The 17,553-nt window shown below is 65.2% G+C and carries 19 protein-coding genes and 1 riboswitch; of the genes, 13 read left to right on the plus strand and 6 right to left on the minus strand.

The genetic code is table 11. The features are described 5' to 3' along the window. Positions 1-18: 18 nt before the first annotated feature. Positions 19-621 carry a DJ-1/PfpI family protein gene (locus ACU8YE_RS11985; RefSeq protein ID WP_446928798.1) on the minus strand — a complete coding sequence of 201 codons (603 nt, stop codon included), beginning with the start codon at positions 619-621 and terminating at the stop codon, positions 19-21. Between the two features lie 85 nt (positions 622-706). Here ACU8YE_RS11985 and ACU8YE_RS11990 point away from each other — a divergent pair, with 85 nt between their 5' ends. Next, positions 707-2,044 carry an aminotransferase-like domain-containing protein gene (locus ACU8YE_RS11990; protein ID WP_446928799.1) on the plus strand — a complete coding sequence of 446 codons (1,338 nt, stop codon included), beginning with the start codon at positions 707-709 and terminating at the stop codon, positions 2,042-2,044. Positions 2,045-2,123: 79 nt separating this feature from the next. Then, positions 2,124-2,984 (plus strand): c-type cytochrome, encoded by an 861-nt coding sequence (locus ACU8YE_RS11995; RefSeq protein WP_414561577.1) that lies wholly within the window; start codon positions 2,124-2,126, stop codon positions 2,982-2,984. A gap of 16 nt (positions 2,985-3,000) precedes the next feature. Here ACU8YE_RS11995 and ACU8YE_RS12000 read toward each other — a convergent pair whose 3' ends face one another. Then, positions 3,001-3,510, minus strand: a complete 510-nt coding sequence (locus tag ACU8YE_RS12000; RefSeq protein ID WP_260801267.1) for a DUF1697 domain-containing protein — start codon at positions 3,508-3,510, stop codon at positions 3,001-3,003. Between the two features lie 208 nt (positions 3,511-3,718). On the opposite strand from ACU8YE_RS12000, the gene ACU8YE_RS12005 reads away from it, so the two are divergent. Further along, on the plus strand, positions 3,719-4,153 hold the full coding sequence (locus ACU8YE_RS12005) for a hypothetical protein (RefSeq protein ID WP_232040120.1): 435 nt from the start codon (positions 3,719-3,721) through the stop codon (positions 4,151-4,153). 185 nt (positions 4,154-4,338) lie between these two features. Beyond that, complete coding sequence (locus ACU8YE_RS12010; protein WP_446928800.1) at positions 4,339-5,715, plus strand: FAD-containing oxidoreductase; 1,377 nt, start codon at positions 4,339-4,341, stop codon at positions 5,713-5,715. Positions 5,716-5,793: 78 nt separating this feature from the next. Here the strand turns inward: ACU8YE_RS12010 and ACU8YE_RS12015 are convergent, their stop codons facing one another. Both ACU8YE_RS12015 and ACU8YE_RS12020 read right to left on the minus strand, forming a co-directional pair. Next, the gene (locus ACU8YE_RS12015; protein WP_232040118.1) at positions 5,794-6,876 is read right to left on the minus strand and encodes a calcium:proton antiporter; all 1,083 of its coding nucleotides are present in this window, start codon (positions 6,874-6,876) and stop codon (positions 5,794-5,796) included. A 120-nt stretch (positions 6,877-6,996) separates the two neighbouring features. Beyond that, a complete protein-coding gene (locus ACU8YE_RS12020; protein WP_232040116.1) occupies positions 6,997-7,851 on the minus strand; it encodes a spherulation-specific family 4 protein in 855 nt (284 codons plus the stop codon). 62 nt (positions 7,852-7,913) lie between these two features. After that, positions 7,914-7,994, minus strand: a riboswitch (cyclic di-GMP riboswitch). Between the two features lie 320 nt (positions 7,995-8,314). On the opposite strand from ACU8YE_RS12020, the gene ACU8YE_RS12025 reads away from it, so the two are divergent. Together ACU8YE_RS12025 and ACU8YE_RS12030 are read left to right on the plus strand one after the other, a co-directional pair. Further along, on the plus strand, positions 8,315-8,770 hold the full coding sequence (locus ACU8YE_RS12025) for a hypothetical protein (protein WP_232040114.1): 456 nt from the start codon (positions 8,315-8,317) through the stop codon (positions 8,768-8,770). 126 nt (positions 8,771-8,896) lie between these two features. After that, the gene (locus ACU8YE_RS12030) at positions 8,897-9,535 is read left to right on the plus strand and encodes a LysE family translocator (RefSeq protein ID WP_024978243.1); all 639 of its coding nucleotides are present in this window, start codon (positions 8,897-8,899) and stop codon (positions 9,533-9,535) included. A gap of 18 nt (positions 9,536-9,553) precedes the next feature. Here ACU8YE_RS12030 and ACU8YE_RS12035 read toward each other — a convergent pair whose 3' ends face one another. Continuing rightward, positions 9,554-10,447 (minus strand): LysR family transcriptional regulator, encoded by an 894-nt coding sequence (locus ACU8YE_RS12035; protein ID WP_414561579.1) that lies wholly within the window; start codon positions 10,445-10,447, stop codon positions 9,554-9,556. Between the two features lie 86 nt (positions 10,448-10,533). Between ACU8YE_RS12035 and ACU8YE_RS12040 the strand changes: the two genes are divergently transcribed. The 3 genes from ACU8YE_RS12040 (at position 10,534) to ACU8YE_RS12050 (ending at position 13,163) form a co-directional block, all read left to right on the plus strand. Then, the gene (locus ACU8YE_RS12040) at positions 10,534-11,310 is read left to right on the plus strand and encodes an NAD(P)H-dependent oxidoreductase (RefSeq protein ID WP_232040109.1); all 777 of its coding nucleotides are present in this window, start codon (positions 10,534-10,536) and stop codon (positions 11,308-11,310) included. Positions 11,311-11,419: 109 nt separating this feature from the next. Beyond that, positions 11,420-12,202, plus strand: a complete 783-nt coding sequence (locus ACU8YE_RS12045; RefSeq protein ID WP_446928801.1) for a sulfite exporter TauE/SafE family protein — start codon at positions 11,420-11,422, stop codon at positions 12,200-12,202. A gap of 151 nt (positions 12,203-12,353) precedes the next feature. Beyond that, entirely contained in the window at positions 12,354-13,163 is an 810-nt protein-coding gene (locus ACU8YE_RS12050) for an alpha/beta fold hydrolase (protein WP_446928802.1), read from the plus strand. 141 nt (positions 13,164-13,304) lie between these two features. On the opposite strand, the gene ACU8YE_RS12055 is transcribed toward ACU8YE_RS12050, so the two are convergent. Next, the gene (locus ACU8YE_RS12055) at positions 13,305-13,808 is read right to left on the minus strand and encodes an acyl-CoA thioesterase (protein WP_232040103.1); all 504 of its coding nucleotides are present in this window, start codon (positions 13,806-13,808) and stop codon (positions 13,305-13,307) included. 172 nt (positions 13,809-13,980) lie between these two features. On the opposite strand from ACU8YE_RS12055, the gene ACU8YE_RS12060 reads away from it, so the two are divergent. The 4 genes from ACU8YE_RS12060 to ACU8YE_RS12075 all read left to right on the plus strand — a co-directional run bounded on the left by ACU8YE_RS12060 (position 13,981) and on the right by ACU8YE_RS12075 (position 17,533). Further along, entirely contained in the window at positions 13,981-14,376 is a 396-nt protein-coding gene (locus tag ACU8YE_RS12060) for a DUF2946 family protein (protein WP_446928803.1), read from the plus strand. Positions 14,377-14,472: 96 nt separating this feature from the next. Next, positions 14,473-14,814 (plus strand): hypothetical protein, encoded by a 342-nt coding sequence (locus ACU8YE_RS12065; RefSeq protein WP_260801276.1) that lies wholly within the window; start codon positions 14,473-14,475, stop codon positions 14,812-14,814. Positions 14,815-14,822: 8 nt separating this feature from the next. Continuing rightward, positions 14,823-16,232, plus strand: a complete 1,410-nt coding sequence (locus ACU8YE_RS12070; RefSeq protein WP_446928804.1) for a TolC family protein — start codon at positions 14,823-14,825, stop codon at positions 16,230-16,232. Between the two features lie 2 nt (positions 16,233-16,234). Then, positions 16,235-17,533 carry a multicopper oxidase domain-containing protein gene (locus ACU8YE_RS12075; protein WP_433867723.1) on the plus strand — a complete coding sequence of 433 codons (1,299 nt, stop codon included), beginning with the start codon at positions 16,235-16,237 and terminating at the stop codon, positions 17,531-17,533. The last annotated feature ends 20 nt before the right edge of the window (positions 17,534-17,553 follow it).

Below are 17,553 nucleotides of genomic sequence, written 5' to 3' on the forward strand. Positions count from 1 at the left end.
TGTCCAACGCACCCGCGATCAGCCAGGCAGGTGAGGCCGCAGGTTGCGCAGGGCGTTTTCCACGTAGGCCGCTTTCTCGCCGACGGGCGCCACGTAGTGCAACGCCTCTGCTGCGGCCTCCACGCCTTCCGTGCGTGCAATCACCCACGCCGCCAGGTACGGCGAAGCAAAGCAGCCGCCGGCCGTCGCCACATTGCCGTTGGCGTAGAACGGCTGGTTCAGCACTTGCACGCCGGCTTCCTGCACCCAGGGCTTGGTGGTCAAGTCAGTGCAGGCCGGCACGCCGCCGAGCAGCCCCAGCTCGGCCAGCACCAACGTGCCCGAGCACTGTGCGCCGATCAACTGGCGTGACGGATCGAGCGCCAGCCGCGCCATCAACGCTGGATCAGCCACCACATCGCGCGTGCGGATGCCGCTGCCGACGAGCACGGCATCTGCGGAGCGGGCCTCTTCCAGCATCGATTGTGCGTGCATTGTCACGCCGTTCATTGATGTGACTTCGGTGTGCGGGCAACACAGGCTCACCCGCCAGTCCGGTTTCTTGATGCGATGAAGCACGCCAAAAGCGATGAGCGAATCCAGCTCGTTGAACCCGTCGAAGGTCAGGATGGCGATGTGCATGATCGGTGTGCTGCCGCGTTGGGATAGATCGCATGCTAGGGGCATGGGGCAATACAATCAAAAAATTGTCCTTAGTACACCAGAGATGACCCAGGCTCGCTATCAGCCGCTCGTCGACGAGCTGGCTACGCAGATCCGCAGCGGCCGTTTGCCCCCTGGCACACGCCTGCCCACGCACCGGCAACTGGCGCAGCGGCACGGCGTTGCGCTGGTCACGGCCACGCGCGTGTATGTCGAGCTTGAAGCGATGGGCCTGGTGAGCGGCGAAGTGGGGCGCGGCACCTTCGTGCGCGAGAACACGCTGCCGCGCGGCCTCGGTATCGACCAGCAGGCCGTGGCCGCCGGCGTGGTGGATCTGAACTTCAACTATCCGTCGCTGCCCGGACAGGCCCGGCTGTTGAGCCGCGCGTTGCGCAAACTGGCCGCCGGGGGCGATCTGGATGCGTTGTTGCGCTATGCACCGCATGGCGGCCGCACGCATGAACGCGCCTGCGTTGCGCGCCACCTAGCACGGCGCGGTTTGCCTGTCGCGCCGGACAACGTACTCGTGGTCGACGGTGCGCAGCACGGTCTGGCCGTGACTGCGATGGCGCTGCTCAAGCCTGGCGATGTGGTGGCGGTGGACGCGCTGACGTATCCCGGGTTCAAGGTCATCGCCGAGATGCTGCATCTGGAACTGGCGCCGCTGCCGGCCGCCGGGCAAGGGTTGGACCCGGATGCATTGGAGCGGCTGTGCGCACGCCGCCGTGTACGCGCCGTCTACGTCATGCCGACGCTGCACAACCCGCTCGGCTGGGTGAGCGGCATCGGCTGGCGGCGCCAACTGGCAGCCATCGTGCGCCGCCACGGCCTGCTCGCCGTGGAGGACGCGGCCTATGCCTTTCTGGAAGACAACCCGCCGGTGCCGCTGGCTGCGCTGGCGCCGGAATCAACCATCTACATCTCGGGTCTATCGAAGAGCGTTGCCACCGGCCTGCGTTTCGGCTTCGTTGCCGCGCCGGCGGTGTGGGTGCCGCAACTGGAACGTGCCATCCGCGCCACGACGTGGAACACCCCGGCCATTGTCACCAGCCTCGCATGCGCATGGCTGGACGACGGCACGGTCGAGCGCCTGGAGGCCGAGAAACGGTGCGATGCCGCAGCGCGTCAGGCGATTGCCCGCAAGGCGCTGGCCGGGCTGACGCTGGTCACACATCCGGTGTCGTACTTTGTCTGGCTTGCACTGCCGCCTGAGGTGCGCGCCGACCGCGTCGCCGTGGCGCTACAGCAGGACGGCATCTCCGTGTCGACCGCAGAGCCGTTTGCGACATCGAAGCAGGTACCGCATGCGCTGCGTCTGGCGCTGGGCTCCGTCGCGCTCGACCGGCTTGATGCCGCATTGCAGACCGTGAGGCGGCGCGTGGAAGCGGAGATGGATCGATAACGAAAACCGTGCCAAACCTCGTGCGCTTGCCTACACTCTCGTCGCAACGAAACAGCCCGATTTGCCCACAGGAGACCTCATGAAGAACTGGCTTGCGACGATCGCAGGATGGACGCTCTGCGCATGCGTGGCGTTCAGCAGCACCGCCCATGCAGCCGATGCCCCTGCTGATGGGGCGACGCTGACCGTCAACATCGGCACGGAGCACCGCACGCTGTCGCGCGATGCATTGCTGCACGATCCGCACCTGACCAGCGTGACCGTGGAAGACCAGAACCTGAAGGCCCGTCTGACCTTCAAGGCGATCCCGGTGACGGCGCTGTTCCGCGGGCAGACGGTCAGCCCGGATGCCAGCGCCACTACCGCTGCCAGCGACGGCTACGTTTCGCACCTGCCGATGCGCCTGCTGCTGGGCGATCGCGCCGACGGGCCCCGCGCCTGGCTGGCCGTCGAAGACCCTGCCGCACCGTGGCCGACGCTCAAGGGACAGGACATCGGCCCGTTCCGGCTGATCTGGACGGCGCCCGCGGCCAAGGCGTCGGTCGTGAACGAAAGCCTGTGGACTTACAGCATCGTGCGCATCGATGTGGCGGCGCTGCCGGGCGAGCGCTTCGCGGCCATCCGGCCCGCCGCGGGGCTGCCCGCAGATGGGGCCGTCATGCGCGGTTTCGCCACGTTCCAGCGCGTCTGCTTCTCGTGCCACACGCTCAATCGTGCCGGCGACGCCAACCTTGGCCCCGACCTTAACGTGCCGTACAGCCCCGTGGAATACCTCGGCGACGAGAAGCTGCGCCACCTGATCCGCGATCCGCAATCGCTGCGCTGGTGGCCTAACGCACGCATGTCCGCCATCGACGAGAAGACGCTGTCCGATGCGCAGCTCAACGATCTGCTGGCGTACTTTCACCACATGACCAAGCGCAAAGCGGCAGCGCAATGACGGGCGCTTAGCGCCGCTATTCGGTCGCCCAGTCGACCAGCGTGGCGATGGTGTTCATGTTGCGCGCCGTCCCCGTCTTGGCGGCGGGGATCTTCAGTTTGGAATCGGCCATGCCGTCGCCGTAGTGCACGTAGATTTCGCGGGTGCCCAGGGCCATCTCTTCCGCCCTGTGGCCCGTGGCAGCGGCGAGCGCATCGGCGGGTGGCGGCATGTCCAGGAAGATCGCGACCGTTCGGTTGGGCGCCGCCGTCTTGAACGGATTGCCTTCCAGCACCGCCGCCAGCTCGGCACCTGTGCGCACGAGCACGCCCACGGGTTTGCCGGCGTAATCCTCCAGGCAGCGTTCCAGCTTCGCCTTGATGGTCGCCTCTGCCAGCCGGCTCTGAAAGACCACGTTGCCGCTCGCAATGTAGGTGCGTACGCCGCTCAGGCCGATCGATTCGCACATCGCGCGCAGTTCGGCCATGGGTAGTTTGCCGGTGCCGCCTACGTTCACGGCGCGCAGGAAGGCGATATAGCTGGGCATGGGTTCTCCTGTGTTCTTGTTCCTCTGTCTTATCAACGGCTTACGGGCGCCCTCGAACTGGCAACATTCTGTTACGAGATTGACGAATGTGTTTAACCCGCCCCGTTGCGTGACTTGTATTCTGCGCCCCGAACACATCGAGCCCGGATCGGCCCCCTCAGTACTGGTTTGAGTGCCGCATCCTGCATTTGCGCATAAGGAGAACACCATGTTGAAGAAGATTGCACCTGCCCTGATTGTGGCAACGCTCGCCGGCCTGACGGCCTTGCCCGCAGCGGCGGATGACCTGCGCAATGCCCTGGGCGGCGCGCTGGGTGGCGCTGGCGGCGCGGCCGTTGGCGGCGCGCTCGGCGGGCAGACCGGCTCGGTCATCGGCGGGGCGATCGGCGGCGGCGCGGGCGGCGCTTTGACGGCCAACGGCCGCGAGCGCAAGGGCGCCATCGTGGGTGGCGCAGTGGGCGGCGGCGTGGGTGCGGCTGCAGGCAATGCTATGGGGGGCCGCACGGGCGGCATCGTTGGAGCGGGCCTGGGTGGCGGCGCCGGTGCGGCACTGGGCGGCAACGTGCAGCGCAATTCGTATTCCGACCGCGACGACCGCGGCCGCGGCTACCGTCGCCACGGCAAGCACCATCACCACCATTGATCTGATGCGCCGGGGCGCTCGCCACTGAGCGCACCGGCCGCTTTCTTGCTTTCCTTCCGGCGACCGCGCTGTCCGCGTGCGTTGCCAGGCGCCGGCAAAACCTGTCGCCGCGACTCGCCGTTGCCACGCGCGCCGCCTACCATACCGAGACGGCCGCGATCGGCAACCACACGGAGGAGAGCGCCATGACGCAACGCTTCGACGCCATCATCATCGGCACCGGCCAGGCGGGCCCGCCGCTGGCTGCGCGCCTGTCTGGCGCCGGCATGAAGGTCGCCATCGTCGAGCGCGGCCGCTTTGGCGGCACGTGCGTCAACACCGGCTGCATTCCCACGAAAGCCATGGTGGCCAGCGCCTATGCGGCGCGCATGGCGCAGCGTGCGGCTGAATACGGCGTGGTGATCAACGGCGGTGTCACCGTCGACATGCAACGCGTCAAGGCCCGCAAGGATGAAATTTCCGGCCGCTCCAGCCATGGCGTGGAGCAATGGGTGCGCGGCCTGGAGCATTGCACCGTCTTCCAGGGCCATGCCCGCTTCGAAAGCGCGCGCACGGTGCGCGTTGGCGACGAGCTGCTCGAAGCCGAGCGCATCTTCATCAACGTCGGCGGCCGGGCGTTGGTGCCGCCCATGCCCGGGCTCGATCAAGTGCCGTTTCTCACCAACTCCACCATGATGGACGTGGATTTTCTGCCCGAGCACCTTGTCGTGATTGGGGGAAGTTACGTCGGGCTGGAGTTCGGCCAGATGTTTCGCCGCTTTGGATCGCGCGTGACGATTGTCGAGAAGGGCCCGCGCCTGATCGCCCGCGAAGACGAAGACGTATCGCAGGCGGTGCGCGAGATTCTCGAGGCCGAGGGCGTCGACGTGCAGGTCAACGCCGATTGCCTGCGCGTGCGACGCGAGGGCCGCAATGTCGTGGTCGGCCTGGAGTGCGGCAGCGGTGCGCGTGAGGTGTCGGGCTCGCATCTGCTGATGGCCGTGGGGCGCGTGCCCAATACCGACGATCTCGGCCTCGACAAGGCCGGCGTGCAAACCGACAAGCGCGGCAATATCCGCGTTGACGAGCAGTTGCGAACCAACGTGCCCGGCATCTGGGCCATGGGCGATTGCAACGGCCAGGGCGCCTTCACGCACACGGCTTACAACGACTACGAAATCGTGGCGGCCAATCTGCTCGACGACGACCCGCGCACGGTGTCGGACCGCATCCAGGCGTACGCCATGTACATCGACCCGCCGCTTGCGCGCGTCGGCATGTCGCTCACGGAGGCGAAGCAATCCGGCCGCAAGTTGCTGGTCGGCAACCGGCCGATGACGCGCGTCGGCCGCGCGGTGGAGAAGGGCGAGAGCCAGGGGTTCATGCGCGTGGTGGTCGATGCGCAGACGCACGAAATCCTGGGCGCGTCGATCCTCGGTGTGGGCGGCGACGAGGCCGTGCATTCGATCCTCGACGTGATGTATGCCAAGGCGCCTTACTCGACCATCAGCCGCGCCATGCACATTCACCCGACGGTGTCGGAGCTGATTCCCACGTTGCTGCAAAGCATGGAGCCGGTGTAATAACGCCGGGCATGGCGCCAGAAAAACGAAGGGCGCCCTGCGGCGCCCCCGATATCAACCCGCTGCCGTGCGTGCCGCTCAGGGCACGATCGAAAGAAACAGGTACGCCGCAAAGATCGCCAGGTGCACGACCCCTTGCAGGATGGTCGTGCGGCCCTTGCCGAGCGTGAGCGTCGACACGATCAGCGTCAGGAACAGCAGGACCATTTCCTTCGGGCCCAGGCCCAGTTCGAGCGGGCGGCCGATCCAGATGAACACGGCAGCCACGGTCGGGATGGTCAGGCCGATGCTCGCCAGTGCCGAGCCCAGCGCGAGGTTCAGGCTCGTCTGGATGCGGTCTGCATTGGCGGCGCGCAGGGCGGCCAGGCATTCCGGCAACAGCACCAGCGCGGCGATGACGATGCCGACCGTCGCGGGCGGCGCGCCGGCATTCAGGATGGCGGCTTCCACCGAAGGAGAGAGCACCTTGGCCAGCCCGACGACGGCCACCAGCGACACCATCAGCAAGACCCCGCTGAGCGCCGCCACGCGCGCGGGCGGCGGCGGCGCATGCACGTCTTCGTTGGCACTGTCGACGAGGAAGTAATCGCGGTGGCGGATGGTTTGCACGATGACGAAGCAGCCGTACAGCACCAGCGATGTCACGCCGGCAAAGGCCAGTTGCGATGACGTCATGACAGGCCCCGGCGTGGAGCTGGTGTAGTTGGGCAGCACCATGGTCAGTGTGACCAGCGCTGCCAGCACGGCCAGCGCGGCGGTGGCGCCTGGCGCCTGAAACGCCTGCTCGCGGTGACGCAGGCCCCCCACGAAGAGGCAAGCGCCCACGATTCCGTTGCAGATAAGCATGACCGCCGCAAACACGGTGTCGCGGGCCAATCCCGCTTTCTCTGGACCGGAAGAGAGCATCACCGAGACGATCAGCGCGACTTCGATCACCGTCACGGCAATCGCCAGGACGAGCGTGCCGAAAGGCTCGCCAACCTTGTGTGCGACGACTTCTGCATGGTGGACGGCGGCAAAGACGGCGCCGGCCAGCGCAAGTGCCATCAGCGCGATCAGCCAGCCTGGGGGCGTCATGAACGCGCCACCAACCAACACCGCCCACGCCAGCAGCGGAGCAGCGATTGTCCACGGGGGCAGCTTGTTGGAAGACAGGGCCACGGAGTTCTCCTTGTTGTTGCCTCATCGCCGGCATGCGGCGAAGGGGATTCAGTGTGGCCCGAATATAAAGCATGTGCGGAGCATCAGCCCGCACATGCGCCGTGCGTCACGCCAATGCCGTCACGGGGCAACGGCTACGGCAGACACCTCCTGGCTCCAGTAAGTCGGCAGCGTGCCGTACGGATTCGGCAGCGTCTTGTTGGTGATGAACACGGCGGCAGCGCGCTTGCTCGATGCGTTGCGAACGAAGGTTTGCATCTGCGTGGCCGACGCGGCGTAGACGATGTGCGCAAACCGCGAAGTCGGGTAGTTGGCCTGCCACGCCAGCGGGGCATAGTTGGCGTAGTGCTTGGCGTTGTCTTCAAATACGACGAGCTGGTCCGCCACCGGCAGGCTGGCATAGATCTCCGGCACATTGGTGCCCGGGTTGCCCGTGACCGTGTAGTTGGGCGACAGCCCCTTGATGTAGTTGTAGACCGATTGGTAGAACTGGATGTGCGCGGTTGTGCTGTCGGCGGTCATCTCGTCGATGAAGAAGCCGTCGACCTGATACAGCGCTTGGTAGGTATTGATGTCTTGCACCACCGCCGACAACGACCGATTTGTGTACGAGCTGGACACATACCCGATCACCTTGCCGCCAGCGGCATGCACCTTGGCGACGGCGGCAACGTAGTTGGGGTCCTGCGTCGTGCCTGGGCCGCTGTTCGGGTTCAGGATGACCGTGGTCGGTACCGACGTCGCGGTTGTCGCCAACGTATTCCATTGCGTTGCGCCGGTGCCTGACGGATAGATGTAGGACGGCACCAGCAGCCCTTCAGCGCTGGCATGCGGTGCGCCCATCAGCGCGCCCGACACCAGTGCGAATGCCGCACATGCAGCGCGCGCGAACCTGCGCTTTGCGTTGCCCAGTTGCGATGCCACGGCCAGCGTGGCGGATGCGGGCGAACGCCCCCCCGTTTGAATCGTTTTCATTATGTGCCCCCGACCGCGCAGTTCGTTGCGTGTGTCATCAGGCCCGCCCCGTTTGCGGGTTGGCGGGCAACTGGCTGACTTCATTTAGAGAAGTCCCTGTAGCTTTGCGTCGCCGGATCACTCCGGTTTTGCCCAGACCTCTGGGTGTGAACCCATTGGGGAAAGACTCTACCGGGGCCGCGCCAGCCCGGCAAACTGAGATTGCGCAAACGGCGCGGCTGCCGCGTGAAGCGTTGTCTGGACCCCACGTTGCGCGCTGCCACGGCAATCAACCATGGGCGCCAATGAAGCATGGACGGCCTCGGCCTGGTCGCCATTCCTCCCCTGCCGCGTTTCCCCTGACTCGCGCCAGAACCTCTGGTGCATTCCGCAGCCGCAGAGCCCGCCCGTATCGTCAGTCCACGCAGCGCCAATGGTTGCCGCCGCGTTTTTTGTCCACGTATCTGACTGAGGAGAACCTGCAATGAACATCCGCTCGAATGTGCCTGTCATCCGCATCGTGCTGTTGGCGGTGGTGTCCCTGATTGCCTCATTGGCGGCCACGGCCGCGTTGGCCGCGCCGCCCGCGACCGTCGCAACATGCGACGGCATCAAGGATGCGTACCCGATTCTCGGCACGCAGTGTGCCAACCACTACGCCAAGATCAACCATGCGCCGGCCACCGCGGCCGAACGGCGCGAGACGTACTTTGCGCGGATCGCGGTTTTGGAGATTTTCCACAAGGCGCTCCTGTGCAACGGCATGTACGGCGCATCGAAATCGGCGCAGCAGCGCTTTTCAAGCGGCGAGGCTGGCCATCTCCAGGCGCTGGCGAACCTGAATGTGGCAATGACGGTTGCTGGCGACCCGAACGTGCCGCCGGTTTACACCGCCGCCGACTTGAATGACGTGTCGATCAACAAGCAGCAGTGCAAGTAGGGGCAGGGCGGGTGGCGGCAGAGGTGCCGCCGCTGCCTTGCCACCCAGGCCGACGCTGGCCCCGTCGGCGTGGCAGAATCGCGGTCTGCATCCGTGAACGTCTGCGCCCACAAAAGGAGACTCCCGATGACTGCATCTGCCGCCGTATTTGCCATTCTCGTTGCGCTGTTGCTGGGCGCCATGATTCCCGGGCCGAGTTTTGTTCTGGTGGCGCGCAATGCCATTGGGTTGTCGCGCCGCGACGGTCTGGCCACCGCACTTGGCATGGGCGCGGGCGCCCTGTTCTTCGGTGGCCTGGCCCTGGCGGGGCTGTATACGTTGCTGCAAGCCGTCGAGTGGCTCTACATCGGCCTCAAGATTGCTGGTGGCGCATATCTGACCTACATGGCGTGGAAGATCTGGCGCGGCGCCAAGCTGCCCATGGTGATGGACGATCGCCTGACACAGCAAGCCGGCAGCGCACGCAAGTCGTTCTGGACCGGCATCACCACGCAGATGAGCAATCCCAAGACGGCCATCTGGTACGGCAGTATCTTTGCCGCGCTGCTGCCGCAACATCCGCCGGTGTGGTGCTACTTCGTGCTGCCGCCGCTGGTGTTCCTGGTCGAGTTCGGGTGGTACACCATCGTCGCGCTGTGCTTCTCTAGCCGGGTGCCGCGTGAGATGTACCTGCGTGCCAAGACCTGGGTCGATCGCGTCGCCGCCGTGGCGATCGGTGCGCTCGGGCTGCGCCTGATCTTTACGGCGCCCAAGGTCGGGCTTTGATGCCTGTGGGGCGGTTTTTCAGACTGCGCCTGCAATGACGTCCCGCAACCACCGATGCCCGGGGTCTCGGTGCACGCGCTCATGCCACAGCATCGACATCTCATAGCCTGGCACCTCCACTGGCGGTTCAACCACCTGTAGTGCGCTGGCCCCGCGCACCAGCCGCTCGGGCAGCATGGCGACCATGTCAGTGCTGGCGACCGCCGTCATCACAAAGAGGAAGTGCGGCACTGACAGCACGACGCGTCGCGTGGCACCGGCGGCCTTCAGAGCTTCGTCTGTCACGCCGAAGAAGCCACCGCCATCGGGCGATACGATCACATGATCCAGCGTGCAGAACTGCGCCAGCGTCGGCTTGCGTTTCAGTCGCGGGTGTCCAGCGCGGCCGATCAGCACATAGCGCTCAGTGAATAGCGCGCGGCGGCGCAGGCCGGGTGGTGCGCCGTCGGTGGTGTGGAACGCGAGATCAATCTCTCCTTGCTCGGCTTGCTTTTCGATACGCGTGGGCACCAGCTCCAGCATGGCGAGCCGCGTGCCCGGCGCGCTTGTGCGCAGGGTGTTCAGCGCCGGCAATGCGATGGTGGATTCGCCGTAATCCGTGGCGGCCACGCGCCAGGTGTTGGTGGCTTGGGCCGGGTCGAACGGGCTGGCGGGCGCGACGGCCTGCTCCAGCGCTTCGAGCGCCAGCCGCAGCGGTTCGCGCAAGCTTTCAGCGCGGGCGGTTGGGCGCATGCCGCGCGGGCCCGGCAGCAGCAGCGGATCACCAAAGATGTCGCGCAACTTGGCCAGATGCACGCTCACGGAAGGTTGCGAGAAGTTCAGCCGCTGCGCCGCACGCGTGACGTTGTGCTCGGTCAGCAGCACATCGAGCGTCACCAGCAGGTTCAGGTCCAACCGCCTGAGATTATTCATGGCTATGCCTGGAATATTGATAATTCATTTCCAATATACCTGGGCACGCCGCATTCTGGAGCCATTCCTAATTTGGAGGTGCCACCATGAATGTCCTGATCGTCTACGCCCATCCCGAACCCAAATCGCTCAACGGCGCCCTCAAGGACTTTGCCGTCCGGCGCCTGGAGGCGGCCGGCCACACCGTGCAGGTATCGGACTTGTACGCCATGCAGTGGAAGGCCGCGCTCGATGCGAGCGACAGTACCGTCGCGCCGGTCGGTCCGCATTTCCACCCGTCGTTGGATTCCAGGCACGCATTCGAGAACGGCCTGCAAGCCGCCGACATTGCTGCCGAACAAGCCAAGCTGCAATGGGCCGACGCCGTGATCTTGCAGTTTCCGCTGTGGTGGTTTTCGATGCCGGCCATCCTCAAGGGCTGGGTCGAGCGTGTCTATGCGTATGGCTTCGCCTATGGCGTTGGCGAGCACTCCGACACCCACTGGGGTGACCGCTACGGCGAAGGTACGCTCGCAGGAAAACGCGCCATGCTCATCGTCACGACGGGCGGGTGGGAGTCGCACTACAGCCCGCGCGGCATCAACGGCCCGATCGACGACATCTTGTTCCCGATCCAGCACGGCATCCTGTATTACCCCGGTTTTGATGTGGTGCCCCCATTCGTGAGCTACCGCACCGGCCGCATGGACGAGGCACGCTTTGCGCAGACCACCCAGGCACTGGGCGAGCGGCTCGACACCTTGTTCACCGCAGCGCCGATCCCGTTCCGCCAGCAGAATGCCGGTGAATACGAGATCCCGGCGCTCACGCTGCGGGCCGAGATCGCACCCGAAAAAACAGGCTTTGCCGCGCACCTTGCCTAGGCCCGGCCGGGGCGGCGAGCGCTACAATTCCAGCCTCACTTCCGGCGGCGCGCTGTAGCAAATACAGCGCGCCGCCGCGTTTGTTTTTCCTCCCTCCCTTCTTGTCGGCATGGCGTCTCACGCGGTTTTCACGGGTCTGGTCAATTTGCTGCTCGGCATGGGCCTTGGCGTGGCAGGCGGTTTGCTCGGCATTGGCGGCGGGCTGATTGCCATTCCTGTGCTCGGCTACCTGTACGGAATGGACCAGCACCTGGCGCAAGGCACGGCGCTGGTGATGATTGCCCCCAATGTGCTGATCGGCTTCTGGCGGTATCACCAGCGGCATCCGGTGCATCTGCGCTCCGTTGCGATGATCTGCGTGTTCTCGATGGCGGCGACCTACGTTGCTGCGCGCTTTGCTGCCGGGCTGGACGCTCATCTGCTTCATACGGCGTTTGCCGTGTTCCTGATCGTGCTGGCGGTGTACTTTGCCTCGCAGCTCAAAGAGAAGCCGAACGCCGCTGGTGCGGCGCACGCTGCCCCACATGCCATGCCGGCCGCCGCTCTGCCGTTGATGGGCCTCGCCAGCGGAGCAATGTCGGGCATCTTCACGGTCGGCGGCGGGCTGGTGGTGGTGCCGGCGCTGGTGACGTTCTTCGGTATGCCGCAGACACGCGCCCAGGGCATGGCGCTCGCGCTGGTGGTGCCCGGCTCGCTCATCGCACTCGCAACGTATGCACATGCCGGCCATGTGGATTGGGGAACGGGCATTCCGCTGGCGGCCGGTGGTGTGGTGAGTGTGTCGTGGGGTGTGGGCCTGGCCTATCGGTTTTCAGCGCGGCGTTTGCGGTTGGCGTTCTGCGCCGTGCTGCTGGGTACGGCGCTGATGATGTTGGTGGTCAAGCCAGCCTGATCGACATGATTTTTTCAGAACGGAGGAGGGCATCGTGTCGGAACAAGAATTCCCCCATGTGTTTCTGTTGGGCGGCGCCAAGTTGGCCTACCGTGATGCCGAACGCCGGCGCCTCACGCCTCTTGGCTCTGCCAGCTGATACCTGATCGACATGGACGCCTTCGACGACGATCTGACACGCTTTGCCGCCCACGGTACTGGACCGCTGCCGGCCGCCGTTGCGCAAGGTCATGTCGAGCACGACGGCGCCCGCATCTGGTATGCGACCTTCGGCGTCGGCAGGCCTGTGATCCTGCTGCATGGCGGGCTCGGCCATAGCGGCAATTGGGGGTATCAGGTTCCGGCACTCATGACGGAGGGCTACCGGCCCATCGTCATTGATAGCCGTGGGCACGGCAGAAGCACACGCGACGCACAGCCTTACGCCTACACGCGCATGGCTTCTGATGTGCGGTCCGTCATGGATGTGCTGCGCATCGACCGTGCGCCGTTCGTCGGCTGGAGCGACGGTGCTTGTGTTGCGCTCACCCTGGCCATGCAGACGCCGGAACGCGCGGCGGGTGTGTTCTTCTTTGGCTGCAACATGGACCCAAGCGGTGCCAAGCCCTTTGAGCCCACGCCCGTCATCGATCGCTGTCTTGCGCGCCACCGAAAGGATTACACCGCGCTGTCATCCACACCCCACGACTTTGATGCATTCGTCGCGGCTGTCACCGAAATGATGCAGACGCAGCCGAATGCCACAGCCGAAGAGCTTGCCGCCACCCGTGTGCCTGTGACCATCGTGCAGAGCGAGCACGACGAATTCATCCGGCCCGAGCACGCGCAGTATCTCGCGCGGACCATTCCTGACGCGCAGTTTGTGTTGCTGCGGGGCGTGAGCCATTTCGCGCCATTGCAGCGACCGGCATTGTTCAACGACGCCGTGCTGGCGTTTCTGCACGGGCTTCCTCCGCCCTAGGTAGCGTGGAGGCCGAGTGCGTTTGCGCAACACTGGCGCCGCGCGTTATCCACAGAAACAGTGGGTAAGCCTGTGGATAACGATGCCCGACCGCGATACCACGCGGTCTGCAGTGCTTTGCTGACTGCGTAGGCAGACAGCTCAGTTTGCTGGAGCTGCCGTGCTGTAGGTCGCCTTGATCGCCTTGTGCCGAGCTTCCATTTCCTGACGTAGCGCGCGGCGCTGTTGCGCGGCTTCGAAGCGTTCCTTTTCTTCGGTGTTGGCAGGTGCCAGCGGCGGCACGTCGGCCGGTTTTCCTTCGTCGTCCACGGCCACCATCGTGAAATAGCAGCTGTTGGTATGGCGCACGACCTGGTTGCGGATGTTCTCGGTCACGACCTTGATACCGATTTCCATCGACGTGCGGCCGGTGTAGTTGACCGACGCGAGGAACGTCACCAGTTCACCCACGTGAATCGGCTGGCGGAACACCACCTGGTCCACCGACAGCGTCACGACATAGCGGCCGGCGTAGCGGCTCGCGCACGCATACGCGACCTGATCGAGCAGCTTGAGGATATGGCCGCCGTGCACGTTGCCGGAAAAATTGGCCATGTCGGGCGTCATCAGCACGGTCATGCTGAGCTGGTGGGATTGCGTATTCATGGGGGCGTTGAAGCGGGAATGATGGGAAAGCCGTGCGCGCAGAAATGGGTACGCAGCAGGCCGACATTGTGCCGCGCTCGACTCATCTTGTGCTGCATTGCGTGAAATTTGATGGCATCGCGCTACACTAGCGGCTTCACTGGCAAACGATTTTCAGCCCGTCCTGTTTTCCATGCACCGATTGCTGACCCGCCTCCTGCTCTGGTTGGTTGTCCTGGCACTGCCCCTGCAAGGGTTTGCCGCGACGGCCATGATGGCGCGCGGCGGTGCAATGGACGATTCAATGGTTGCCATGGCAATGCCGGATGACGGCGCCGTCATGTCCGACGCGTGCCATGAGCATGAAGACGCCATGGCTGCCGACAGCGATCCCAAAGCGCCGGCGCAGTCACACTGCAAGACTTGTCCGATCTGCGCGGCCTGTTCGCTCGGTTCGGTCGTTCCCCTGGCCGCCAGCCTTGGCGTGCCACTGATCAAGCTGCCGGCCGCTGCGCCGCGTGGCCTTGCTGTTTCCTTCCGCAGCTTCATTCCCGAAGCGCTGCAACGTCCACCCTCGATTCGCGTTTGACGCCACCAGTCCGTCCATAGAACGGGCTGGCCTCTGGTTTGACGGCTCCGTGCACCGCATGCGGCCGTACGTCATCACGCTTGATCGAGGTTTCTCATGCTTTTCTCACGATGGTTCGTGGCCGCTGCGCTATTGGCGCTGGCGCCGCCATGGGTGTTGGCGCAAGGCGCTGCGTCTGCGCCGGCGGCCTCTGCGCCTGACCCGTTGAATGCGGACGCGGCTGTGCCGGCTGTGGCCGCGCCACGTACGTTCGACAGCTACCACGCGTATCGCGATACCGGCCCCGCTCCCTGGCGCGAGACCAACGCGGCCGTGAGCCCCAAGCCGGGCGCCACTGAGCAGGGTGGCCACGCGGGGCACGCCATGCCTGCGAGCGCGCCCGCCGCCTCCCCCAACAAGCCTGCCGGCGAGTCCATGCCCGGCATGCACCACCACTAGGAGGCGCCGTGCTCACACCATCCACACGCCGGCTCGCCGTGTGCGCGCTGGCCGCTACGCTGCTGCTGGGCGGCTGCGCCACCATCACGCAAGACAGCGGCTTCAAGACCGTTGCCGACGTGGCGCGCGATCGACTCGGCAAGGACGCGACGTGGCAGCGCTCACCGGAAGCACGCGACAGCGCCGCGCAGCGCACGCGCGAGCTGCTCGCCCAGCCGCTGACGATGGACAGCGCCGTGCAGATCGCGCTGCTGAACAATCGTGGCCTGCAGGCTTCGTATGCGGAGCTGGGCTTGTCCGAAGCCGCGCTCGTGCAGGCCAGCCGCTTGCCGAATCCCGGCTTCAGTTTCAAACGCACACGCAGCGGTGATGACCTGTCGATCGAGCGCACGTTCTCGCTGTCGTTCCTGAACCTGCTGACGCTGCCGATGGCCACTCGCATCGAAAGCCGATACTTCGAGCAGACCAAGCTGCTGGTCGCCAACCAGATGCTGCAGGTGGCAGCCGATACGCGCCGCGCATACGTGAATGCCGTGGCGGCGGAGCAATCGGCGCGCTATGCGCAGCAGGTCCAGCAGGCCGCCGAAGCCGGTGCCGAGTTCGCCAAGCGCCTGGCTTCGGCCGGCAACTTCAGCAAGCTGGATCGTGCTCGCGAACAGGCCTTCTATGCGGAGGCCACTGCCACCCTGGCGCGCACGCGTCAGCAGGCGCAGGCGGATCGGGAGGCGTTGACGCGCATGCTTGGTGTGTGGGGCGCAGATACCGGTTTCAAGTTGCCGGAGCGGCTGCCCGACCTGCCGAAGGATCGCCCCGAGCTGCAGCAGATTGAAGCCTACGCGCTACGCAACCGGCTCGATATCCAGGCGGGCAAGTTGCAGGTCGAGGGCTTGGCATCGTCGCTGGGGCTTACACAGGCAACGCGCTTCATCAACGTGCTCGACCTCGGCTACGTGCGCAACAGCAAATCGAACGAGCCACGCGAAACGGGCTACGAGATCGGCATCGAGATCCCGCTGTTCGACTGGGGCGGTGCCCGCGTAGCGCGTGCGCAGTCGATCTACATGCAGGCCGCCGATCAGCTTGCCGACACGGCGGTGCGTGCGCGTTCCGAAGTGCGCGAATCGTACGTGCGCTATCAGACCGCATATGACCTCAGCCGCCACTACCGCGACGAGGTGGTGCCGCTGCGCAAGACCATCTCCGACGAGATGCTGCTGCGCTACAACGGCATGCTCGTGAGCGTGTTCGAGTTGCTGGCCGATGCGCGCGAGCAGGTGAATGCGGTCAATGGCTACATCGACGCGCTGCGCGGCTACTGGATTGCGCAGACCGATCTGCAGATGGCGCTGGGCGGCAAGTTGCCGCCGGTCGAAGCGAATGCTGCAGCCCCTGCGCCGAACCCTCCTCAAGGACATTGAACATGGTTTCCCGACGTCAATTTCTCGGCGGCACGGGCGCGGCCATGCTGGGCGCGGCGATGGTGTCGCGCGCCGGTGCGGCCTCGCTGCCCGAAGCACCGCTGCAAACGAAGCCGGCCACACAGCCGCCGCTCGCGCCACCCAACGGCCGGCCCTACAACCCCGTCGTGACGCTCAATGGCTGGACGCTGCCGTGGCGCATGCGTGGTGGCTGGAAGGAATTCCACCTCGTGGCCGAACCGGTCGAGCGCGAATTCGCGCCAGGCATGACGGGACACCTCTGGGGCTACAACGGCCAGAGCCCGGGCCCGACAATCGAATGCGTGGAAGGCGATCGCGTGCGCATCTTCGTTACCAACAAGCTGCCCGAGCACACCACGGTGCACTGGCACGGCATGATCCTGCCGGCCGGCATGGACGGTGTGGGCGGCCTGTCGCAGCCCCACATTCCGCCCGGCAAGACGTTCGTTTACGAGTTCGAGATGAAGAAGTCCGGCACCTTCATGTACCACCCGCATTCGGACGAGATGGTGCAGATGGCGATGGGCATGATGGGCTTCATCGTCGTGCATCCGAAAGATCCGGCGCAGCACCGTGTGGACCGCGACTTTGTCTTCCTGCTCGCCGCATACGACATTGACCCCGGTTCCTACACGCCGCGCGTGGCACAGATGACCGACTTCAACATGTGGACGTGGAACAGCCGCGTATTCCCAGGCATCGACCCGTTGCCCGTGCGCCTTGGCGATCGCGTGCGCATCCGCATGGGCAACCTCACGATGACGAACCACCCGATGCACTTGCATGGCCACACCTTCGAAGTGGCCGGCACCGACGGCGGCTGGGTCCAGCCCAGCGCGCGCTGGCCGGAGGTGACGACGGACATAGCTGTGGGCCAGATGCGCGCCATCGAGTTTATCGCGGACAACCCGGGCGACTGGGCTTTCCACTGCCACAAGTCCCACCACACGATGAACGCCATGGGGCACAACGTGCCGACCATGATCGGCGTGCAGCAGAAAGATCTTGCCAAGAAGATGAACGCGCTGGTGCCCGACTACATGGGCATGGGCCAGGCCGGCATGGCCGACATGGGCGAGATGGAAATGCCGCTGCCCGACAACACGCTGCCGATGATGACGGGGCAGGGCCCATTCGGTGCCATTGAAATGGGCGGCATGTTCACGGTGATGAAGGTGCGTCGCGATCTGCCGCGCAACAGCTACGCAGACCCCGGCTGGTACAAGCACCCCAAGGGCACCGTCGCCTACGAGTACACCGGCACCGGCATCGACGACTGATCGATGCCCGAATCCACATC

The sequence above is a fragment of the Ralstonia sp. VS2407 genome (genome assembly GCF_052950655.1).

Coding starts and splice junctions, on each gene's coding strand:
- ACU8YE_RS12040 (WP_232040109.1), top strand. CDS start 10,534: ATGAATGTCCTGATCGTCTACGCCCATCCCGAACCCAAATCGCTCAAC.
- ACU8YE_RS12010 (WP_446928800.1), top strand. CDS start 4,339: ATGACGCAACGCTTCGACGCCATCATCATCGGCACCGGCCAGGCGGGC.
- ACU8YE_RS12075 (WP_433867723.1), top strand. CDS start 16,235: ATGGTTTCCCGACGTCAATTTCTCGGCGGCACGGGCGCGGCCATGCTG.
- ACU8YE_RS12025 (WP_232040114.1), top strand. CDS start 8,315: ATGAACATCCGCTCGAATGTGCCTGTCATCCGCATCGTGCTGTTGGCG.
- ACU8YE_RS12055 (WP_232040103.1), bottom strand. CDS start 13,808: ATGAATACGCAATCCCACCAGCTCAGCATGACCGTGCTGATGACGCCC.
- ACU8YE_RS11995 (WP_414561577.1), top strand. CDS start 2,124: ATGAAGAACTGGCTTGCGACGATCGCAGGATGGACGCTCTGCGCATGC.
- ACU8YE_RS12065 (WP_260801276.1), top strand. CDS start 14,473: ATGCTTTTCTCACGATGGTTCGTGGCCGCTGCGCTATTGGCGCTGGCG.
- ACU8YE_RS12045 (WP_446928801.1), top strand. CDS start 11,420: ATGGCGTCTCACGCGGTTTTCACGGGTCTGGTCAATTTGCTGCTCGGC.
- ACU8YE_RS12030 (WP_024978243.1), top strand. CDS start 8,897: ATGACTGCATCTGCCGCCGTATTTGCCATTCTCGTTGCGCTGTTGCTG.
- ACU8YE_RS12020 (WP_232040116.1), bottom strand. CDS start 7,851: ATGAAAACGATTCAAACGGGGGGGCGTTCGCCCGCATCCGCCACGCTG.
- ACU8YE_RS12050 (WP_446928802.1), top strand. CDS start 12,354: ATGGACGCCTTCGACGACGATCTGACACGCTTTGCCGCCCACGGTACT.
- ACU8YE_RS12035 (WP_414561579.1), bottom strand. CDS start 10,447: ATGAATAATCTCAGGCGGTTGGACCTGAACCTGCTGGTGACGCTCGAT.
- ACU8YE_RS12000 (WP_260801267.1), bottom strand. CDS start 3,510: ATGCCCAGCTATATCGCCTTCCTGCGCGCCGTGAACGTAGGCGGCACC.
- ACU8YE_RS11985 (WP_446928798.1), bottom strand. CDS start 621: ATGCACATCGCCATCCTGACCTTCGACGGGTTCAACGAGCTGGATTCG.
- ACU8YE_RS11990 (WP_446928799.1), top strand. CDS start 707: ATGACCCAGGCTCGCTATCAGCCGCTCGTCGACGAGCTGGCTACGCAG.
- ACU8YE_RS12005 (WP_232040120.1), top strand. CDS start 3,719: ATGTTGAAGAAGATTGCACCTGCCCTGATTGTGGCAACGCTCGCCGGC.
- ACU8YE_RS12060 (WP_446928803.1), top strand. CDS start 13,981: ATGCACCGATTGCTGACCCGCCTCCTGCTCTGGTTGGTTGTCCTGGCA.